Raw genomic sequence first — 19,277 nt, forward strand, 5'->3', positions numbered from 1 at the left:
CTGGCACGACTCAGGCCGCTCTTTGACCCTGTAGGAAAGATAGGATCGCATCCGCGCAAGGATGTTGCGAGATGCGGCCCGTTTGCGAGAACAGTGTCAACTTAAGCAGCCGCAAAACCGAGCTTTGGCGTGTACTTCATGTCCTTTGCCCCACCCGGCACTCTCGCCGCGTAGGAAGCTCACCCCATCGGCGCGTCGATCGACTTGGGCGGCTCGCTGAACCATTTCGGCCCGCTCTCGGTCATGTGGAAACAGTCCTCGAGCCGTACGCCGAAGCTGCCGGGGATGTAGATGCCCGGCTCGTTCGAGAAGCACATGCCCGGCGCCAGCTTGGTCGCCTCGCCGCGCACCAGATTGACCGGCTCGTGGCCGTCGAGACCGATGCCGTGCCCGGTGCGGTGCGACAGGCCGGGCAGCTTGTAGTCCGGCCCCCAGCCGACCGAGGCGTAGTAGCGGCGCACCGCATCGTCGACGCTGCCCGCAGTCGCGCCGAGCTTCGCCGCAGCAAAGGCGGTCTGCTGCCCCTGCGCCACCTGGTCCCACACCTTGCGCTGCTCAGGTGTCGCGCCGCCATGCACCCAGGTGCGCGACACGTCGCTCTGATAGCCCTGCACGTTGCAGCCGCAGTCCATCAGCACGATACGGCCATCGGCAACCGGCGCCGGCACCTTGGTGCCGTGCGGATAGGCCGCGCCCTCGCCCACCAGCACCAGGCTGAACTCGGGCACGCCGCCCAGCTTCCTGGTGGCGGCATCCATCAGCGCGGCGACGTCGCGCTGGCTCATCCCCTTCTCGACGCGCGGATAGACGAAGCGATAGGCGGCGATCGTCACGTCGGTGGCAAGCTGCATCAGCGCGATCTCGGCCGGTGTCTTGATCATCCGGCAGCCGCGCACGACGGGGTTGGCGGAAACCACCTTGAGCCCGGCCTTCTGCAAGCCATCGACTGCGAAATAGCGCACCGTCTCCTCGATGCCGACGGGCAGGTGCGCAAGCTTGCGGTCCTTGAGGAAGCCAGCGACGGTCTTGAGCGGGTTCTCGTCCTCGTTCCAGACCCGCACCTCGGCCGGGATCGCCAGCCCTTCGCGGGTGCGTGCTTCCTCGAAGAAGGGGGTGACGATGCAGGCCTCGCCCTCGGCGGGCAGCACCACGGCGGTCAGCCGCTCGCTGCGGCCCCAGCGCAGCCCGGTGAAGTAGATCAGCGACGATCCGCCCTCGATCAGCACCGCACCGATGCCGTTGGCCCGCATCAGCTTCTGCGCCCGGGCGAGCCGGGCGGCGCGCTCGGCATTGTCGATCGGCACCGCGCCCCTGGTCATGTCCTGCAGCGCCGACAGGTCCGGCTCGGCGGCGCGCAGCGCGCCGGGCAGCGCGAGCAGCGGCGCGGCCGCGGCGGCAGCGCGGACAAGGGTTCGGCGGTCAAGGCGCATCGTCATCCTCCGGAATCGTGCCGCATGCGATAAGGTGCCTCCGGGCAGCGCCGCAAGTGCCACGGCATGCCCACCGGGCATGGGGGAGTGCGCATCGGCTGGCCGCGCAGGGCTTGACCCGGGGCGCGCAATCCCCTTTGCCTGCGCCAAAGGATTTTAGGGGGAGCCTAAATTGGGCAAGCGACTAACCTGGTTCATTCTCGCGGCGCTGCTGCTCGGCGGCCTGCTCGGCTATGCCCTGAACCTCAGCTATGCCGGCACGCCGGAAGGCGCCGCCACGCTCGATGGCTGGGCCTATTATCTCGACATCCCCACCCAGATGTTCCTGCATCTGATCAAGATGATCATCGCCCCGCTGGTGGTCTCCACGCTGGTGGTCGGCATCGCGCACATGGGCGGCGGCGGCGCGATCGGCCGCGTCGGCCTCAAGGCGTTCCTCTGGTTCGTCTGCGCCAGCCTGGTCTCGCTCACGCTCGGCCTGGTGCTGGTCAACGCGCTCCAGCCCGGCGTCGGCCTCAACCTGCCGCTGCCGGCGGTGACCGAGAAGGTCGACGTCACCACGTTCGACGTCGCCAAGTTCTTCATCCACATCATCCCGACCAGCGGGATCGATGCGATGGCGAGCAACGACATCCTCCAGCTCGTCATCTTCTCGCTGTTCTTCGGCGTCGGCCTCGCCGCCGTCGGCGAGAAGGGCGCGCCGCTCGTCCGCGGGCTCGAGGCGCTGGTTCAGGTGATGCTCACCGTCACCGGCTATGTGATGCTGTTCGCTCCCGTCGCGGTGTTCTGCGCCGTCGCCAAGGTGCTGGCGACCAAGGGCATCGGCGTGGTCGGCGATCTCGCCTTCTTCATGGGCAGCTTCTATCTCGGCCTCGCCGTGCTGTGGGCGGTGCTGCTCGGCGCCTGCTTCCTGATCGTCGGGCCGCGCACCGGCACGCTGATCCGCTATCTGCGCGATCCGATCCTGCTCGGCTTCTCCACCGCCTCGTCCGAAGCCGCCTATCCGCGCACGCTCGACGCGCTCGACCGCTTCGGCGTGCCGCCGCGCATCGCCAGCTTCGTGCTGCCGCTCGGCTATTCGTTCAATCTCGACGGCTCGATGATGTACATGACGTTCGCGTCGATCTTCATCGCCCAGGCCTATGGCATCCATCTCGACTGGATGACGATGATCCAGATGCTGCTGATCCTGATGGTCACCAGCAAGGGCATCGCCGGCGTGCCGCGCGCCAGCCTGGTGGTGATCACCGGCACGCTCAGCCATTTCAACATCCCCGAGGCCGGCGTGCTGCTGATCCTCGCGGTCGACCATTTCCTCGACATGGGCCGCACGGCGACCAACGTGATCGGCAATGCGGTGGCCAGCACCGTGGTGGCGCGCTGGGAAGGCAAGCTCGACGCGCCGCAGCCCGTCGAACCCGTGGTCGCCGCGCCAACGGGGCCCGTGACCGACGCAGACAGTTTCGAGGATTATGGCAACAAGTCCTGATCCCGAAACCGCGGCCGGGCCGGCGCTGCCGGTCCGCGTCGCAGCGCTCTACCAGTTCACGCGTTTCGCCGATGTCGAGAGCCTGAAGGCGCCGCTCGCCGCGCTGTGCTGCTCGCTGGGCGTCAAGGGCACGCTGCTGCTCGCCCGCGAAGGCGTGAACGGCACGATCGCGGGCAGCGATGCAGCGATCGACACAGTGCTCGCCCATCTGCGCGCGCTGCCTGGCTGCGCCGATCTCGACGTCAAGGAATCGCGCGCCGCCGGGCTGCCCTTCGACCGGATGAAGGTTCGCCTCAAGCGCGAGATCGTCACCATGGGCGAGCCCGACATCGATCCGCTCGATACCGGCCATTATGTCGCGCCGCAGGACTGGAACGCGCTGATCGACGCGCCCGACACGATCGTGATCGACACGCGCAACGCCTATGAAGTCGCGCTCGGCACCTTCGCCGGGGCGATCGATCCGGAGACCCGCAGCTTCCGCGAGTTCCCCGAATGGTTCCGCAAGTTCCGCGCCGAGCGGGAAGCGGAAGGGCCGATGCCGCGCGTCGCGATGTTCTGCACCGGCGGCATTCGCTGCGAGAAGTCCACCGCCTTCCTGAAGGCCGAGGGGATCGACCAGGTCTATCACCTCAAGGGTGGCATCCTCGCCTATCTTGAGCAGGTTCCGCCCGAGCAGAGCCGCTGGCAGGGCGAATGCTTCGTGTTCGACCAGCGCGTCACTGTCGATCACGCGCTCCAGGCCGGAAACCGGGCGCTGTGCAAGCGCTGCCAGGGCCTGATCGCGAGCGAGGACGCGCCCTGCCCCGCCTGTGACGACCTCGCCTTTCGCGATCACGCATAGGCATAGGGTCCGCCGGCGGCGAGCGCGGCCTGATAGGCCGGGCGGGCATGGATCTTCTCGAGCCAGGCGGCGATGTGCGGCCGCCCCTGCGTCGCATCGGCCCGCGCGACCGCGGCTTCGAGCGGGAAGCTCATCATCACATCGGCCGCAGTGAACGCGTCGCCGGCGAACCAGGGCCGCGACGCCAGCTCGGCCTCGACATAGTCGAGATGGACATCGACCATCGGCTGGAACTTCTTCTGCGCCACCTTGCCGAACAACGGCACGCGGCTGAGCACCAGCTTGGTGAACAACGGCGGCATCAGCGAGCCTTCCGCATAATGGAGGAAGTGGCGCCAGCGCAGCGCATCCTCACAGTGGCCCGGCACACCGAGCTTCCCGTCGCCCAGCCCGACCAGATATTCGACGATCGCCCCGGTCTCGGCAATGACGTTGCCGCCATGCTCGATCACCGGCGACTTGCCGAGCGGATGGACGCGCTTCAGCTCGGGCGGGGCGAGCATCGTCGCCTTGTTGCGCTGGTAGCGCTTGACCTCATAGGGCAGCCCCAGCTCCTCGAGCAGCCAGAGCACGCGCTGCGAGCGGGAATTTTCGAGATGATGGACGATGACGGTCATGCGGCCTCTCCGGCTGGACGGCGCGGACGTTGCCGGGCCGAGATCGACTTGACGATGGTCCGCCCGCCTTCGGGCGGCAAGGGGCGTTTCGCGCGATCGAGCGCCGCCTCGATCAGCGCAATCACGGCGGGCGCCTCGAGCAGCGCCACCTCCTTCAGGCAGACGTAGCGGCCGACCTTGCCCTCCCCCCGAAGCAGTCCCTCGGGGTCGGGCAGGCCGACACCGGGCAGGAAATAGAGCAGTATGTTGCGCGGATAGATGGCGAGGCTGAATACCGCCTCGGAAGTCTTGGCGCCGGGGCCATAGGCAATCGCGAGCGCGTTGTAATTGTCATAGACCAGCTCGGTCGCGCCGGGCAGCCGTGCCCGCAGCACCGCCCGGGCAGCGCGGACGCGCTCGGCGATCTCGGGGGTGAAAAGCGCGATGAAGCCCTCCACCTGTTCCCGGGTCGCTTCGACATCGTCCGGATCGGCAGGGACGGTCATGCGGCGGCCTCCACTGCCTCGAACCGGATCGCGCGCTTCGCCGGATCCGCATCGACCAGCCTGACGCTGAGCGCGCTGCCCGGTGCAGCGCCGGGCGCGTCGATCCGGGTGACCACCGGCAGATCGGCGAGCTGCATCCGGGCGCCGCGCACATCGACATCGGTGACCACCGCCGGGAAGGTCTCGCCTTCGCGCCCGTCGAGCATCACCGCTCCGGCCAGGTCGATCACCGCGCGATCGATCTGCCCGCCCATTGCGTCGGCGCGGCCCATCACTTTGGGCAGGCGCTCGAACGCCTGAGCGACCGCGTCCGGCACCGGCTGCCCGGCCATGATCGCGAGCGCGGCACGGACGACATAGCGATCGGCGAGGCGGCGAAGCGGCGCTGTGGCATGGACATAGGGGGCGGCGACCGCGGCATGCCAGGGCGGCGCGTCGGCGCGCCACGGCGCATAGCTGGCGCCCTGCCCCGCGCGGCGGATCGCCAGCATCAGCGCCGCCTGGTGTGGATCGGCCGCATCGAGGTGCATGCGGAACGCCGCGAGCGGCTGCGCCTTGGGCCAGTCGATGCCGAGCGCGCGCGCGGTATTGCGCAACCGGTGGACCGCCGCCGCATCGGGCTCGGCCATCACCCGGAACAGGCCGGCATGATGCGCGCGCAGCAGCTCGGCGACGGCAAGATTGGCAGCGAGCGAAAGCGCGGCGTTGCGATCCTCCGAAGGATGACGGGCGCGAAAGGCGAGCGTGTAGCCGCCATCGGCGTCGTGGACGACTTCCTGCTCGGGCGGGTCGACGCGGGCGGCGCCGCGCCGGTCCTCGGCAGCGGCAATGCGGCGGGAAAGCTCGGCGAAGTCGGCCGGCAGTTCCGTATCGGTCACCGTCTCATAGGCGAGCTTGGCGCGGCTGCGGACGAGCGCGCGCTCGGCATGTTCGAGCCGAACCGCGCCATCGGGGGCGACCCGCACGGTGAACAGCGCAGCCGGGCGCGGGCCATCGGGCAGCAGGCTCGCCGCACCTTCGCTCAGCACCGGCGGGTAGAGCCGCGCCTTGCCGTCGGGCAGGTACAGCGTCGCGCCACGCCGCCACGCCTCGACATCCAGCGCATCGCCATCCTCGACGAACCAGGCGACATCGGCGATCGCATAGTGGAGCAGCAGATCGCCGCCGCTCCGCTCGATGGCGAAGGCCTGGTCGAGATCAGTGGCGCTGGCCGGATCGAGCGTGACCATCGGCAGCGCCGTGCGATCGACATGCTCGGTTGGCGCGCGCCGCGCCGCGACCTCGGCGGCGGCGCAGACTTCGGGCGGGAAGGCCTCGGGGACATGATATTGGGCGCGGATGGCGGCGAGGCCGCCAGCAAGCACGCGATCGGGATCGAGAACCGCCTTCATCCCGCCAGTCTAGCGTCCCCGGCGGCGCTGCAAAGTACACGAAGTACACGCCCGGACGCGTACCGCCGCGAAGGACAACCGGCCGGGCTCGCGGCTCGGCCAACCCTCGGGAAAGTCACAAAAGTCGCGACGCCCAGGCGAAGCGCCCCGGACGCGAAAGACCCGGCGCGGGGCAACGCGCCGGGTCTTCCAATGGGTCTCAGCCCGTGACCACCGCCTCGCGCGTCGCACGCGGGCGCAGCCTGTAAAGTCATTATAGGTCGTCGTCGCCGTCATCGGCGTCGGGACCCGTCATAAGTCCCTCGGCGACCTTTTCGGTCCGCGCGCGGATCGCCGATTCGAGGCGGTCGCGCAGCTCCGGATTCTCCTTGAGGAAAGTCTTGGCATTCTCGCGGCCCTGGCCGATGCGGACGCTGTCGTACGAGAACCAGGCGCCCGACTTCTCGACCAGCCCGGCCTTGACGCCGAGATCGAGGATCTCGCCGATCTTCGAGATGCCCTCGCCGTACATGATGTCGAACTCGACCTGCTTGAACGGCGGCGCCACCTTGTTCTTGACCACCTTCACGCGGGTGGAATTGCCGATGATGTCCTCGCGGTCCTTGATCTGACCGGTGCGGCGGATGTCGAGGCGGACCGAGGCGTAGAACTTCAGCGCGTTGCCGCCCGTCGTCGTCTCCGGATTGCCGTACATCACGCCGATCTTCATGCGCAGCTGGTTGATGAAGATCACCATGCAGCGCGAGCGGCTGATCGAGCCGGTGAGCTTGCGCAGCGACTGCGACATCAGGCGGGCCTGGAGGCCGACATGGCTGTCGCCCATCTCGCCCTCGATTTCGGCGCGCGGCACCAGCGCGGCGACCGAATCGACCACCAGCACGTCGATCGCGTTCGAGCGGACCAGCGTATCAGTGATCTCGAGCGCCTGCTCGCCGGTATCGGGCTGCGAGACGATCAGCTCGTCGATGTTGACGCCCAGCTTCTTGGCATAGACCGGATCGAGCGCATGCTCGGCATCGACGAACGCAGCGACGCCGCCATTCTTCTGTGCCTCGGCGATCACATGGAGCGCCAGCGTGGTCTTGCCCGAGCTTTCCGGACCATAGACTTCGATCACGCGGCCGCGCGGCAGGCCGCCGACGCCGAGCGCGATGTCGAGCCCGAGCGAGCCGGTCGAGATCGCCTCGACCTGCATCGTCTCCTTCGAGCCGAGCTTCATCGCCGAGCCCTTGCCGAATGCGCGGTCGATCTGCGCGAGTGCGGCGTCGAGCGCCTTCTGCTTGTCCGAAGAAATCGCCATGTTGCCGTCAATCACCTTGAGCGAAGCTGCCATTGGAAGTCCCCGTCGCTAGAAGGTTTAGCACGCTGCATCAACCTGTGTTGGAAAGCCGTGTATCGCGTTTGTTCTCGCGGAACAAGAGCGGAACGAAAATTTTTGTTCCATAATCGTTCCACCGCGTCCGAAAGGCCGTGATTGCCCTCCCCCGCCCGCGCCGCTAGCCCCGCCGCATGACCCGCATCGTCGGCCATGTCAGCGCGCTCAATCGCTTCCCGGTCAAGTCGATGGCCGGGGAGCGGCTGCATGTTGCCGAGCTGGATTGGCAGGGGATCGAGGGCGACCGGCAATATGCGTTCGTCCGCGCCACGAACGGCACGCGCTTCCCCTGGCTCACCGCGCGCGAAGTGCCGGCGATGGTGCTGCACCATGCCCGCTTCGACGATCCGGCAAGGCCCAAGACCAGCGCAGTGACGGTGGAGACACCCGACGGCACGATCCTCTCGCTCCACGACGCGCTGCTGAAGGGGCATCTGGAGGAAGCGGCGCGCGAGCCGGCCGCGCTGATCCAGATGGCGCGCGGCATCTATGATTCGATGCCGGTCTCGATCCAGAGCAGCACCGGTCATGCAGCGCTCGAGGCGGCGCATGGCGAACCGCTCGACATCGATCGCTTCCGGATCAACGTGATCGTGGACAGCGACATGCCCGCCAGCGATTGGCAGGGCCGGCGGCTGGCCTTTGGCGACGAAGCGGACGGCGCGATGGTGCAGTGCGCGGAACCGATCAAGCGCTGCGTGATCGTGACGATCGATCCGGTGACCGGCGCGAAGGAGCCGCGCGTGCTGCGCACCGTCGCCCGGGATTTCGGTGCCTGCTACGGAATCTATGCGGGACCGGCGCGGCCTGGGATTATCCGGGTTGGGGATGCTGTGCGGTTGATGGAATAGACAGCATCGGGTGGCCGGCTTGCCAGCTCCCCGGCGAAAACCGGAGCCCAGGACCACAAGTGACCGATTCAGCAGAGTGACCCTGGGCCCCGGATTTCGCCGGGGATCAGGATTGGCTGACGGGAAAGGTCAGAGGAAGATCAGTCCGCCGCGACGAGGCTGTCGAGCACCTTCTCGACGCTGTCCATCGTGAAGGGCTTGGAGAGCACCGGGCGATCGCGATAGTCTTCGCGGATCATGTCGCCTGCGCCGCCGGTGGCGAGCACGAAGGGGATGCCGCGCGCGGCAAGTGCGTCGGCGATCGGCCAGCTGGTCTCGCCGCCGCGCAGGTTGACGTCCATGATCGCCGCATCGATGCCGCCGGACTCGACCAGCGCCAGCGCCGAGGCAACGCTGTCCGCCGTGCCGGCGACGACGCGATCGAGCGCATCGAGAAAGTCTTCGAGCATCATCGCGATGAGCGGCTCGTCTTCGACGATCAGGATTTTCTGGGGCCCCGGCATATGCGCCACATCGCAGGAAAAAGACGAAACGCCAAGGGTTTATTTCGGAGTCAGCACGTCCCGCGCCGCTTCGGCAAGTTGCTGAACGGAAAAGGGTTTTGGCAGGAAGGAAACTTGCTCCAGATCAATCGACTTGCGGAGCTGTTCTTCGGCATATCCGGACATGAACAGGATCGGCAGATCGGGATATTTGACCCGCACCTTCCGCGCCATGCTGGGCCCGTCCATCACCGGCATGACGACATCGGAGATCAGCAGATCGGGGCGATCGATCGTCTCGAGCAGTTCGAGCGCGGCCTCGCCATTGTCGGCAGTGACCACGGTATAGCCCTGGCGCGCCAGCGCGCGCTCGGCGATCGCGCGGACCATGTCCTCGTCCTCGACGACCAGGATCGTGCCGGTGCCCCAGGTATCGGCCGGCTTTTCCTTCACGCCGGGCAGCTTGGCGGCCACCGGCGCCTCGGTCGCGGCATGGACCGGCAGGTAGATGGTGAACTGCGCGCCGCCGCCTGCGCCATTCTCGGCGAAGATGAACCCGCCCGACTGCTTGATGATGCCATAGACGGTGGACAGGCCCAGGCCCGTGCCCTTGCCCACTTCCTTGGTGGTGAAGAATGGCTCCCAGATCTTGGCGAGGATGTCTGCGGGAATGCCGGTGCCCGTGTCGGAGACGCGCAGCGCGGTATAGTCGCCCACCGGCAGCACGTCGTCGTCCATCCGGCGGACATCGGCGGCGGGCACCGCCATCGTCTCGATGGTGAGCGTGCCGCCGCCCGAAGGATTGGCCGCGAGCATCGCGTCGCGGGCATTGACCGCGAGGTTCACCACCACCTGCTCGAGCTGGCCCGGATCGGCGCGCACCGGCCCCAGGTTGCGGCCATGCTTGACCTCGAGCCGCACCGTCTCGCCGAGCAGGCGCTTGAGCAGGTTGGAGACTTCCGAGATCACGTCGGGCAGCTGGAGCAGCTGGGGGCGCAGCGTCTGCTGGCGCGAGAAGGCGAGCAGCTGGCGGGTCAGCGACGCCGCGCGGTTCGAGTTGGCGCGGATCTGCTGAATGTCGTCATAGTCGCTGTCGCCCGGCGAATGGCGCATCAGCATCAGGTCGCAGTGGCCGATGATCGCGGTGAGGATGTTGTTGAAATCGTGCGCGACGCCGCCGGCAAGCTGGCCGACCGCCTGCATCTTGGTCGCCTGCGCGACCTGCCGCTTGAGCTTCGATTCCTCGCCCGAATCCTTGAGGCTGATCAGCACCGCGGCGTCGCCGAGCCCGCGCGCGCCGGCGATGCCGATCGAGACCGGCTCCTCGGGCGCATCGGCAAGGCGGACGGTCATTTCGGCGGATTGCGGCGCCCCGCCGGCAAAGCGGCGGATCGCGTCGGCGAGCGCGGCCTTGTCCTCGCGCACCACAAGGTCGCCCGGATAGAGCGGCGGCGCGGCGGCGTTGACGCGGGTGGCGCGGACGAACGCGTCGTTCATGCTGGCGAAGCGGCCGTCGCGATCGACCAGCGCGAGGCCGAGCGGGAGCAGCGCGATCAGCGAGCGGACATGCGCGCCCGCGCTGGCGCCGATCGCCGGCGTGGGGGCATGGCCCTGTTCCTCGTCGAGCAGCGCCACCAGCAGGGGCGCGTCCTCGCCGTCGAGGAACGGGATCTGGAGCACGCGGAGCGGATTGCCCTCCAGCCCTTCGCGCTCGAAGCGGACCAGGCCCATGCTGTCGGTGATCAGGAAGCGGGCAAAGTCCCTGCCCTCCGCCGCCGCCTCGCCGCTGCCCATGGCGCGCAGGCGGAACACGCGGTTGGCGGCGCGCACGCGCCCCTCGGGCGAGATCATCGCAGCCATGATGCCGGAGGCACCCAGCCGGTCGCCGGTATGGCCGTCGATCATCGACTGGGTCTGGCTGGCGAGATCGAGCGCCTGCACGCCGATGAAGCGCCAGACCAAAGATTCCTCGCCGACGCGCTGGACGCGCGCGGAAACCGGCGCGCCGAACACCTGGATGCCGTCCTCGCGCGCTTCGCCGTCGCGCCAGGCGGTGCGCGCCGCAGTGCCGAGCGCGGCGACCGCAGCATCGCTGATCGGCAGGTTGGGCGGCGTCGGCCAGCCGGCGAACAGCGCCTCGAAGCGGCTATTGGCGCAGACCAGCCGGCCGGCGCGATCGGTGACGGCGAGCGCATCGTCGCTGGCGGCGGCAAGCGCCTGGGCGACCGACCAGTCGACCGGCAGCTCGGCCGTGCTGTCGGTGTGGAAGAGACGGCGCGCGCCCCAGAGCGCGCCGGCGGCAAGCACCCCCGCCGCGACGAAGCCGACCGCGACGGCACGGTCGTTGAGCGTGAGCAGAACGACCGCGCCCGCAAGAATGCCGGCCAGGACAGCCGCCGCGAACGGCAGCCAGCGGCGGGACGGCGATATCGGGCTATGCGCGGGCAACGTGGCCATGCGCCCGTGTGATGCGGTGTGGAGCGGGGGTCAAGCCATTCTCCCTCTCCCCCTCGGGGAGAGGGAGGGAGCCGACGAAGTCGGCGGAAGGGAGAGGGGAAGAGAGGCACCGTTCGCCACTGCCCCTCTCCCTTCCCACCGCTTCGCGGCGGGCCCCTTCCCTCTCCCCATTGGGGAGAGGGAGATAGAATTCACCAGATCCGGACGCGCTTGTTGGGCGCCAGGAACAGCTTGGTCGCCGGATCGGGGTTGTATGCCCCGTACCAGGGATCGAGGTTGCGCACGACCCAGGCACGCTGCTGCGAAGGCGAGTGCGGATCGGTGAGCAGGCGCTGGCGCAGGTTGGCCTCGCGATAGTTGCGACGCCACACCTGGGCCCAGCCGAGGTAGAAGCGCTGGTCGCCGGTGGTACCGTCGATCTCCGGCGCCGGCTGGCCCTCCAGCGAATGCTTGTACGCGTCATAGGCGACGGTGAGACCGGCCAGATCGGCGACGTTCTCGCCGAGCGTCAGCCCGCCCTTCACGTGCATGCCCGGCAGCGGCTCATACTGGTCGTACTGGGCGACCAGCGCGTCGGTGCGCTCCTTGAACGCCTTGACGTCGCCCGGCGTCCACCAATCGGTCAGGCGACCGTGCATGTCGTACTTGGCGCCCTGGTCGTCGAAATGGTGGCTCAGCTCATGGCCGATCACCGCGCCGATGCCGCCATAGTTGACCGCCGGATCGGCGTTGGGATCGAAGAAGGGCGGCTGCAGGATTGCGGCCGGGAAGACGATCTCGACCATGCCGAAATTGGCATAGGCGTTCACCGTCATCGGCGTCATGCCCCATTCCCAGCGCCGGATCGGCTGGCCGAGCTTCGAGACATTGTCGTCATACTGCCAGTTGTTGGCGCGGACATTGTTGCCGAACGCATCACCCGCGGTGATCGTCAGCGCCGAATAGTCCTGCCAGCGGTCCGGATAGCCGATCTTCGGGGTGAAGGCGGCGAGCTTCTCGTGCGCCTTGGCCTTGGTCTCCGGCGCCATCCATTCGAGCTGGTCGATGCGGCGGTCCATCGCGGCGATGACATTCTTCACCAGCTTGTCCGCCGCAGCCTTGGTCTCGGGCGGGAAATACTTCGCGACGTAGAGCTGCGACAGGTCGTCACTCAGCGCCCCGGTGGTGAAGTCGGTAGCGCGCTTCCAGCGCACTTCCTGCTCGGGCGTGCCCGACAGGGTGGTGCCGTAGAACGCGAATTGCTCCTTGTCGAACTTGCTCGGCAGCACGTCGGCAAAGCCGTCGAGCGTGCGGACGAGCAGCTGGTCCTTCAGCACCGCGAGCGGCGCCTGCTGGATCAGCTTGGCGATGCCGGTGACCGCACTCGGCTGGGCGACGATGACGCTGTCGACGTTCATCTTGCCGGCGGCCAGCATCGCCTTGAAGTCGAAGCCCGGCGCCAGCTTCTGCAGCTCGGCGACGGTCATCTTGTTGTAGGTCTTGTTGGCGTCGCGGCTCTCGATGCGGGTCCACTGGACCGCGGCGATCTTGGTCTCGAAATCGACGATCGCCTTGGCGCGCGCAGCGGCGTCGGGTTCGCCGGCATTGGTCAGCTGCGCGGCGAGATGCTTCTCATAGGCGGCCTTGGTCTCGACGAACTTGGCGTCCTTCGAGAGATAATAGTCGCGATCGGGCAGGCCCAGCCCGGCCTGCGACATGTTGACCGCATAGACGTCCGGGTTCTTGTCGTCCTGGCCGATATAGACGCTGAACGGGCTGCTCACGCCGTTGCGCCGCGCGACCGCGACCAGCGCCGGATAGCCGGCCTTGCCGCTCAGCCCCTTGATCTGGTCGATCCAGGGCTTGGCCGGTGCCAGCCCCTTGGCGTCGATCGTCGCGGTATCGAGATAGGCCGAATAGGCCGTGCCGATCTTCGACGAGGGATCGCCCTTCACGCCCTCGAGGATGTCGTGCGTCTGCTTCTGCGCATTGTCGGCCAGCACGTTGAACGCGCCATAGTTCGACTTGTCCGACGGGATCGGCGTGTTCTTCGCCCAGGTGCCGTTCGCGTAATTGTAGAAATCGTCGCCCGGCAGGATCGACGCGTCCATGCCCGCGGTGTCGAAACCGAAGCTGCCATAGACCGGCTTGGGCTTTTCGGGCTGCGGCTCGGGATCCGTGACCGGCGCAGCCTCGACCGGGGCGGTCGGCAGCGGCTCGTTATGGGCGCAGCCGGCGAGCAGCACGGGCGCGGCGAGGAACGTGGTGGCAAGGAGCGACAGGCGCATCTGGGGAAACCCTCGATCAATTGGATGCGCGCTGTCTTAGACCCTTGATACGCCTCGTCAATCGACTCCACGTAACATTGTTACGCCGGAATGACCGAATATGTTGCCCGTCCGCAGCGCGGCTCAAGCCGCCCTCGCCGCCGCCCGCCGCTTCCATTTGCGGCCGATCCACAGCCGCCAGGCGAGCGCCGTGCCGAAATAGCCGAGCACCGCCAGCGCCGCGGTGATGGTGACCAGCCCGGTCAGCGTCGCCGGGCCGGCCTGATGGAACAGCCAGTCGCTCCAGCTCCGCTCGATCACCTGCGCCTGCGCCGCCGCCTCGCCCGGGCCGATCATCCAGCTGCCGAGCCAATAGGCCGCCACCCAGAGCGGCGGCGTGGTGAAGGGATTGGTGACGAAGGTGGTCGCCGCCGCGGCCGGGATGTTGGCGCGCAGCGGCAACGCCAGCACGGCCGAAGCCGGGATCTGCCCCATCGGCACCAGCACGCCGGTCACCATACCCAGCGCAACGCCGCGCGGCACGGAACGTCGGGTGAAGCGCCACAGCGCGCTGTGCATCACCCGGTTCGCTACCGGGCGCAGCCAGCGGTTGGTCTCGACCGATTCGCGGCTGGGTGTCGCCTTGTCGAGCCAGCGGCGGAAGCGCGATGCCGCTTCGGGAGACTTGGGCGCCGGATCAGCCACGGTCGCGGAGCAGGCGCCCCTGCTCCCGCTTCCAGTCCCGCTCCTTGATCGACTCGCGCTTGTCATGCGTCTTCTTGCCCTTCGCCAGCGCCAGCTCGACCTTGGCGCGGCCCCGTCCGTTGAAATAGATGGACAGCGGCACCAGGGTCATCCCCTCGCGCGCCACCGCGCCATGGAGCTTGTTTATCTCCCGCTCATGAAGGAGCAATTTACGGGGGCGCTTGGGCTCGTGGTTGAAGCGGTTGCCATGGCTGAACTCGGGGATGTTCGAGTTGACCAGCCAGACGCCGCCCTCGTTCACCTCCGCATAGGCTTCGGCGATCGATCCCTCGCCGAAGCGCAACGACTTCACCTCGGTGCCGGTGAGCGCGATGCCCGCCTCATAGGTGTGCTCGATGAAATAATCGAACCGCGCGCGCCGGTTCTCGGCGACGGTCTTCACTTTCTCTAGGGCGGGGCGGGGACGGGCCATAAGGCGATGCGATGTAGGCGCGGAAATGCCCGAGCGCCAGCCCGACGGTGCACGAAGCGGCGCCGTGCGGCAAATGCGGCGAACCGAGCGCAAACCGCCGTATTCGCTCGCTATCCGGCGCAATAGCGGGTACAAGGGCCCTATTGGCGCCCCCTTTTTGTCGAGCAAGGCGCGAACTGACAGCAACTGGAAAGCTGCCGCTTGAAGCCGGAGCTTTGCCATGGTCCAGCAGAATGAACGTGATTTCCTCGAGCGCCGACACCGCGCGAGCGAGGAAAAGGCCCGTAGCGCCACCGATCCCGCCATCGCCCGTATCCATGGCGAGTTCGCCGCCGCCTATGCCCGGCGACTGGAGCAGCACGGCGCCACCTTCGGATAGGACGACCGGGCGGGGAATGGACAGCCCCCTGCCCGCTGCGCCATAGCCACCGGCATGTCGGCGGTTCTCAATATCCAACGTTCGATCACCGGCCAGCCCTGGCGCTGGCGCGGCCTGGCCAGCGATTCGCGCGGCGGGCTGGTGCCCGACGACCTGGTGACCCAGCTGCTGCTCGCCCGCGGCGTGGCGCGCGAGGATCTCGACATGCACAAGGCGCCTAGCATCCGCGCCTTCATGCCCGATCCCTCCATCTTCCGCGACATGGACAAGGCGGCCGAGCGGCTCGCCGACGCAGTGGAACAGCGCGAGCAGGTCGCGATCTTCGGCGATTACGACGTGGACGGCGCCACCTCCGCCGCTTTGCTCATATTGCTGCTGCGCGATCTCGGGCTCGAGGCCCGCCCCTATATCCCTGACCGGCTGATGGAAGGCTATGGCCCCTCGGGCGAGGCGCTGGTGCGACTGAAGGGCGAAGGCGCCAGCCTGATCGTCACCGTCGATTGCGGCGCCATGGCCTTCGAAGCGCTGGAAATGGCGCGCGATGCCGGTGCCGAGGTGATCGTGGTCGATCACCACAAATGCGCCGCCGAACTGCCCGTGGCACTCGCGCTGGTGAATCCCAACCGGCTCGACGAGGCCGAAGGCGCGGCGCACGGCCATCTCGCCGCCGTCGGCGTCGCCTGGCTGCTCGGCGCAGCACTGGTCCGCACGCTGCGCGCCCGTGGCTATTTCGCCGGCCGCCCCGAGCCCAAGCTGCTCGACCTGCTCGACATCGTCGCGCTCGGCACCGTGGCCGACGTCGCCGCGCTCAAGGGACTCAATCGCGCCTTTGTCGCCCAGGGGCTCAAGGTGATGGCGCAGCGGCGCAACATCGGGCTCAACGCGCTGATCGAGGCTTCGCGCCTCACCCGTGCGCCCAGTGCCACCGATCTCGGCTTCGCGCTGGGCCCGCGGATCAACGCCGGCGGGCGAGTCGGTCGCTCCGACCTGGGCGTGCGCCTGCTCACCACGCGCGATCCCGAGGAAGCCCGGGCGATCGCCGAGGAGCTCAACCTGCTCAACGAGGAGCGCCGCGCGATCGAAGCCGGCGTCCAGGCCGAGGCGGAGGAGGTCGGCCTGCGCAAGGCCAATCACGCGGTCGCCGTGGTGGCGAGCAAGGGCTGGCATGCCGGCGTGATCGGCATCGTCGCCGGGCGGCTCAAGGAAAAGCTCGGCCGGCCGGCGATCGTGATCGCGCTCGACGAGGACGGCGTGGGCAAGGGATCCGGCCGCTCGATCCCCGGCGTCGACCTGGGCGCCGCGATCATCGCCGCCAAGGATGCCGGGCTGCTCAAGGCGGGCGGCGGCCATGCCATGGCCTGCGGCGTGACGATCGAGGAAGACAAGCTCGACGCCTTTGCCGAGTTCCTCGAGGAACGGCTTTCGGAGCGCGTCACCCAGGCGATGGGCGAGCGCGCGCTGCTGGTCGATGCCGTGGTCGCGCCGGGCGGGGTCTGCCCCGATCTGGTCAACGCGATGGAGGCCGGCGGGCCTTACGGCATGGGCTGGCCGGCGCCGCGCGTGGCGGCCGGGCCGGTGACGGTGATCAAGGCCGATGTGGTCGGCACGGGCGGGCATGTCCGCCTGATCGTCGCCGGGCCGGACGGGCGCAGCATCAAGGCGGTCGCCTTCCGCCAGGCCGATACCGAGCTGGGCCAGGCGCTGCTCTCGGCCCCGCGCCACCGCAAGCTCTGGCTGGCGGGCCGCGCGAAGATCGACGACTGGGGCAGCCGCCCCGCCGCCGAACTGCACGTCGAGGATGCGGCCTGGGCGGATTAAGTGCCGAAGCGCGCTGGAAGCGCTTGACCCGGTGGCGATCCTTCCCTAACTGGCCGCCTCCACGCTTCGGCATGGCCCCTTCGTCTAGCGGTTAGGACGCGGCCCTTTCACGGCTGAAACACGGGTTCGATTCCCGTAGGGGTCACCAAGCCTTTTCAAAGGCTTGGTGGGTTTTTCAGTTGCAAAAATGCAACTTCTCTAAAACTTCTCTACGGCCCTGCATCGCGATCGCGCGCAATTGGCGCAGCTTCAGCTTCTGGTCGAGATACCGCCGCATCAGCAGCCAACCGTCCATGGGCAGGCACGCAACAGCACGGGCGATCCCATCAGGATCGCCCGCGTGGCAGCCTCTAGTTGTTCACCCCCTTGTAGGGGCGGAAATAATCCGAACCCGCCCATGCTGGCACCTCAACTGCGATTGCCTTGCCGCGCGTGTAGCTGGCGGCGGCATTGACATCGCCGGTGCCGCTATAGGCTGCGACATGGGGATAGGGATAGACGGGGCGGCTGCGCGCGGGGCCAGCCGGCGCAGCGGCGAACGCCGGCGGCGGTCCCGACGGACGTCCGGCACCCGGAGCACCCGGCGGCGGCAGCATTCCCGGAGGCGGACCGCCCGCACCCGGCCGGCCCATGCCCGGAGGAGGCCCGTTGGGGCCACGACCGCCGCCCGGCAAGCCGAACTGGCTGCGCTTCGAGGGGTCGGCACTCCGCGTCTCGATCGCATCCGGCGCCTGCCCACCTTCGACCCAGGCCATGATCGGGGTCAGCAAGTCGAACTGGTTCGGTCCCTCGCCGCCGGAGCAATGACCCATGCCCGGCATCAGGTAGAGGCGCTCGAACCCTTCGGCGGCCGTCGCTCCCATCTGGCGACGCACCGCGTCGTGATAGGCGATGGTGTTGATCGGCGAGATGTGCGGATCTGCCCAGCCATGGAAGAGGATGAGCTTGCCGCCGCGGCCTGCGAATGCCGACAGGTCCGGGCTGGTCGAGTCGAACAAGGTATGACGCTCGCGCAGGCGATCGAAGGTCGCGCGGTCGAACACGACGTCGGCGAGCTTTGCCGGCTGACCGTCGAGGAAGATCAGGTTCGCCATCGAGCCTTCGGCGATCATCGTGCTGAAGATCGGCTGTTCCGCGCTCTGCGGCACATAAACGCCCGCCCATTGCAGCTCCGAACCATATTGCGGGCCGCCCTGGGTCAGCCGCTCTCCGGTCTTCGCATCGCGCGGTCCGTCATAGAAGCGCTGCGCGACTTCCGCTTCCGCGGCGCTCAGGCAGGACGTCGGGTCCTGGCCCGGCTTGCAGACCACCGACTTGGTGTCAAACCGGCACTGGCCGGGCGTCGCGATGAGGCCATCGACCTGGCCATCAAGACCGTCACAGGCCTTGAGGACGGCGGCATGCAGGATCGGGAGCCGCGATGCGAGGAGCACTGGCTTGCCGTCGGCGCCGGTGTTCGAACGGGCCTGCCAGGCATGGAACAGGCTGTTCTGTACGGTGAACGCCATCGCCGGGGCACCGGCGATGATGCCGTTGAAGTCCTCCGGAAAGCGCTGTGCCTCGACCAGCGCCTCGCGCCCGCCATCCGAGCAGCCGCTGAAATAGGAATAGCGCTCGGCCTGGCCGTAAAATGCCTTGATCAGCGCCTTGGCGGTCAGCGCCGTCGCATGCACGCCGCGATAAGCGAAGTCGGCGCGCTTCTGGGGATCGCGGCCGAACTCGGCGCTCATGCCCTGATGCCCCATGTCGGTCGAGGCGACGACGAACCCGCCGGCCTGGACCGTCGGGCAGCCATCGGCCGCGCCAATCCGCAGGTTGAGGCTACCGCACAGGCCGCCGCAGCCGGTCTGGAGATAGCGCTGCGTCCAGCTCCTGGTCGGCAATTCGACGCGGAAGGTGATGCTCGGGGCAAGCGTGCCGTCGACCGCGCAGATCGGCTGGCCCTGCTCGCTCATGGTCTCCTCAGCCTTCTCGATCCGACTGCCGGCGCCACCCAGCGCCGTGACATCGAGCTTCGCCAGATCACCGCAGCTTGCCTTGGGAAGGACCACGCCGAGTGCCGCGGGAGCGCCCGCACCCGGGCGAACCGCGCGTGTCCCCTGCCCGACCGCTGCGTCCGGCGATGAAAGCAGCAGCCCGGCCGGCAGCGCCAGCGCAAGTGCCGCGAGCAGCACGCGCCTTGGCACGCGCATCGACAAGACAGTCATGGAAGCCAATCTCCTGTTGAGACGAAGAG

Annotated in this window: 16 protein-coding genes and 1 tRNA gene; 6 read left to right on the top strand and 11 right to left on the bottom strand. The window is 68.0% G+C overall.

The features are described 5' to 3' along the window. Positions 1–179 precede the first annotated feature (179 nt). A complete protein-coding gene (locus P6144_RS04980) occupies positions 180–1,430 on the bottom strand; it encodes a Xaa-Pro peptidase family protein (RefSeq protein WP_277766780.1) in 1,251 nt (416 codons plus the stop codon). A 172-nt stretch (positions 1,431–1,602) separates the two neighbouring features. Between P6144_RS04980 and P6144_RS04985 the strand changes: the two genes are divergently transcribed. Both P6144_RS04985 and P6144_RS04990 read left to right on the top strand, forming a co-directional pair. Next, a complete protein-coding gene (locus P6144_RS04985) occupies positions 1,603–2,919 on the top strand; it encodes a dicarboxylate/amino acid:cation symporter (RefSeq protein WP_277766599.1) in 1,317 nt (438 codons plus the stop codon). Continuing rightward, positions 2,903–3,763 carry a rhodanese-related sulfurtransferase gene (locus tag P6144_RS04990; RefSeq protein WP_277766600.1) on the top strand — a complete coding sequence of 287 codons (861 nt, stop codon included), beginning with the start codon at positions 2,903–2,905 and terminating at the stop codon, positions 3,761–3,763. Before P6144_RS04985 ends, P6144_RS04990 begins: the two co-directional genes overlap by 17 nt. Here the strand turns inward: P6144_RS04990 and P6144_RS04995 are convergent. From P6144_RS04995 to recA, 4 genes are all read right to left on the bottom strand, one after another. Next, positions 3,754–4,380 carry a glutathione S-transferase gene (locus P6144_RS04995; RefSeq protein ID WP_277766601.1) on the bottom strand — a complete coding sequence of 209 codons (627 nt, stop codon included), beginning with the start codon at positions 4,378–4,380 and terminating at the stop codon, positions 3,754–3,756. The two genes, P6144_RS04990 and P6144_RS04995, sit on opposite strands and share 10 nt — an antisense overlap. Next, positions 4,377–4,865 carry a hypothetical protein gene (locus tag P6144_RS05000; protein WP_277766602.1) on the bottom strand — a complete coding sequence of 163 codons (489 nt, stop codon included), beginning with the start codon at positions 4,863–4,865 and terminating at the stop codon, positions 4,377–4,379. The genes P6144_RS04995 and P6144_RS05000 overlap by 4 nt, the downstream gene beginning before the upstream one ends. Beyond that, complete coding sequence (locus P6144_RS05005; RefSeq protein ID WP_277766603.1) at positions 4,862–6,256, bottom strand: RNB domain-containing ribonuclease; 1,395 nt, start codon at positions 6,254–6,256, stop codon at positions 4,862–4,864. The genes P6144_RS05000 and P6144_RS05005 overlap by 4 nt, the downstream gene beginning before the upstream one ends. 253 nt (positions 6,257–6,509) lie before the next feature. Beyond that, positions 6,510–7,589, bottom strand: a complete 1,080-nt coding sequence (gene recA / locus P6144_RS05010; protein WP_277766604.1) for a recombinase RecA — start codon at positions 7,587–7,589, stop codon at positions 6,510–6,512. A 176-nt stretch (positions 7,590–7,765) separates the two neighbouring features. Between recA and P6144_RS05015 the strand changes: the two genes are divergently transcribed. Continuing rightward, positions 7,766–8,482 (top strand): MOSC N-terminal beta barrel domain-containing protein, encoded by a 717-nt coding sequence (locus P6144_RS05015; protein ID WP_277766605.1) that lies wholly within the window; start codon positions 7,766–7,768, stop codon positions 8,480–8,482. A gap of 140 nt (positions 8,483–8,622) precedes the next feature. Here P6144_RS05015 and P6144_RS05020 read toward each other — a convergent pair whose 3' ends face one another. The 5 genes from P6144_RS05020 to smpB form a co-directional block, all read right to left on the bottom strand. After that, positions 8,623–8,985: a response regulator gene (locus P6144_RS05020; protein ID WP_277766606.1), complete on the bottom strand. Its 363-nt coding sequence runs from the start codon at positions 8,983–8,985 to the stop codon at positions 8,623–8,625. A gap of 39 nt (positions 8,986–9,024) precedes the next feature. Next, a complete protein-coding gene (locus P6144_RS05025) occupies positions 9,025–11,421 on the bottom strand; it encodes a response regulator (RefSeq protein WP_277766607.1) in 2,397 nt (798 codons plus the stop codon). Positions 11,422–11,612: 191 nt separating this feature from the next. Further along, positions 11,613–13,688 (bottom strand): M13 family metallopeptidase, encoded by a 2,076-nt coding sequence (locus P6144_RS05030; RefSeq protein WP_277766608.1) that lies wholly within the window; start codon positions 13,686–13,688, stop codon positions 11,613–11,615. A 123-nt stretch (positions 13,689–13,811) separates the two neighbouring features. After that, complete coding sequence (locus tag P6144_RS05035) at positions 13,812–14,372, bottom strand: DUF2062 domain-containing protein (RefSeq protein WP_277766609.1); 561 nt, start codon at positions 14,370–14,372, stop codon at positions 13,812–13,814. After that, positions 14,365–14,844 carry an SsrA-binding protein SmpB gene (gene smpB / locus P6144_RS05040; RefSeq protein ID WP_277766610.1) on the bottom strand — a complete coding sequence of 160 codons (480 nt, stop codon included), beginning with the start codon at positions 14,842–14,844 and terminating at the stop codon, positions 14,365–14,367. Before smpB ends, P6144_RS05035 begins: the two co-directional genes overlap by 8 nt. 220 nt (positions 14,845–15,064) lie before the next feature. Here smpB and P6144_RS05045 point away from each other — a divergent pair, with 220 nt between their 5' ends. The 3 genes from P6144_RS05045 (at position 15,065) to P6144_RS05055 (ending at position 17,189) form a co-directional block, all read left to right on the top strand. After that, complete coding sequence (locus P6144_RS05045) at positions 15,065–15,223, top strand: hypothetical protein (protein WP_277766611.1); 159 nt, start codon at positions 15,065–15,067, stop codon at positions 15,221–15,223. A 54-nt stretch (positions 15,224–15,277) separates the two neighbouring features. Then, on the top strand, positions 15,278–17,041 hold the full coding sequence (gene recJ, locus P6144_RS05050) for a single-stranded-DNA-specific exonuclease RecJ (RefSeq protein ID WP_277766612.1): 1,764 nt from the start codon (positions 15,278–15,280) through the stop codon (positions 17,039–17,041). A gap of 73 nt (positions 17,042–17,114) precedes the next feature. Next, positions 17,115–17,189: transfer RNA gene (locus P6144_RS05055), tRNA-Glu, on the top strand. 202 nt (positions 17,190–17,391) lie between these two features. Here the strand turns inward: P6144_RS05055 and P6144_RS05060 are convergent. Further along, on the bottom strand, positions 17,392–19,248 hold the full coding sequence (locus P6144_RS05060) for a tannase/feruloyl esterase family alpha/beta hydrolase (protein WP_277766613.1): 1,857 nt from the start codon (positions 19,246–19,248) through the stop codon (positions 17,392–17,394). Positions 19,249–19,277: the final 29 nt, after the last annotated feature.

Origin of the sequence: Sphingomonas sp. HITSZ_GF (assembly GCF_029543155.1) — a bacterium.
In the GTDB taxonomy this organism is placed as follows: domain Bacteria; phylum Pseudomonadota; class Alphaproteobacteria; order Sphingomonadales; family Sphingomonadaceae; genus Sphingomonas.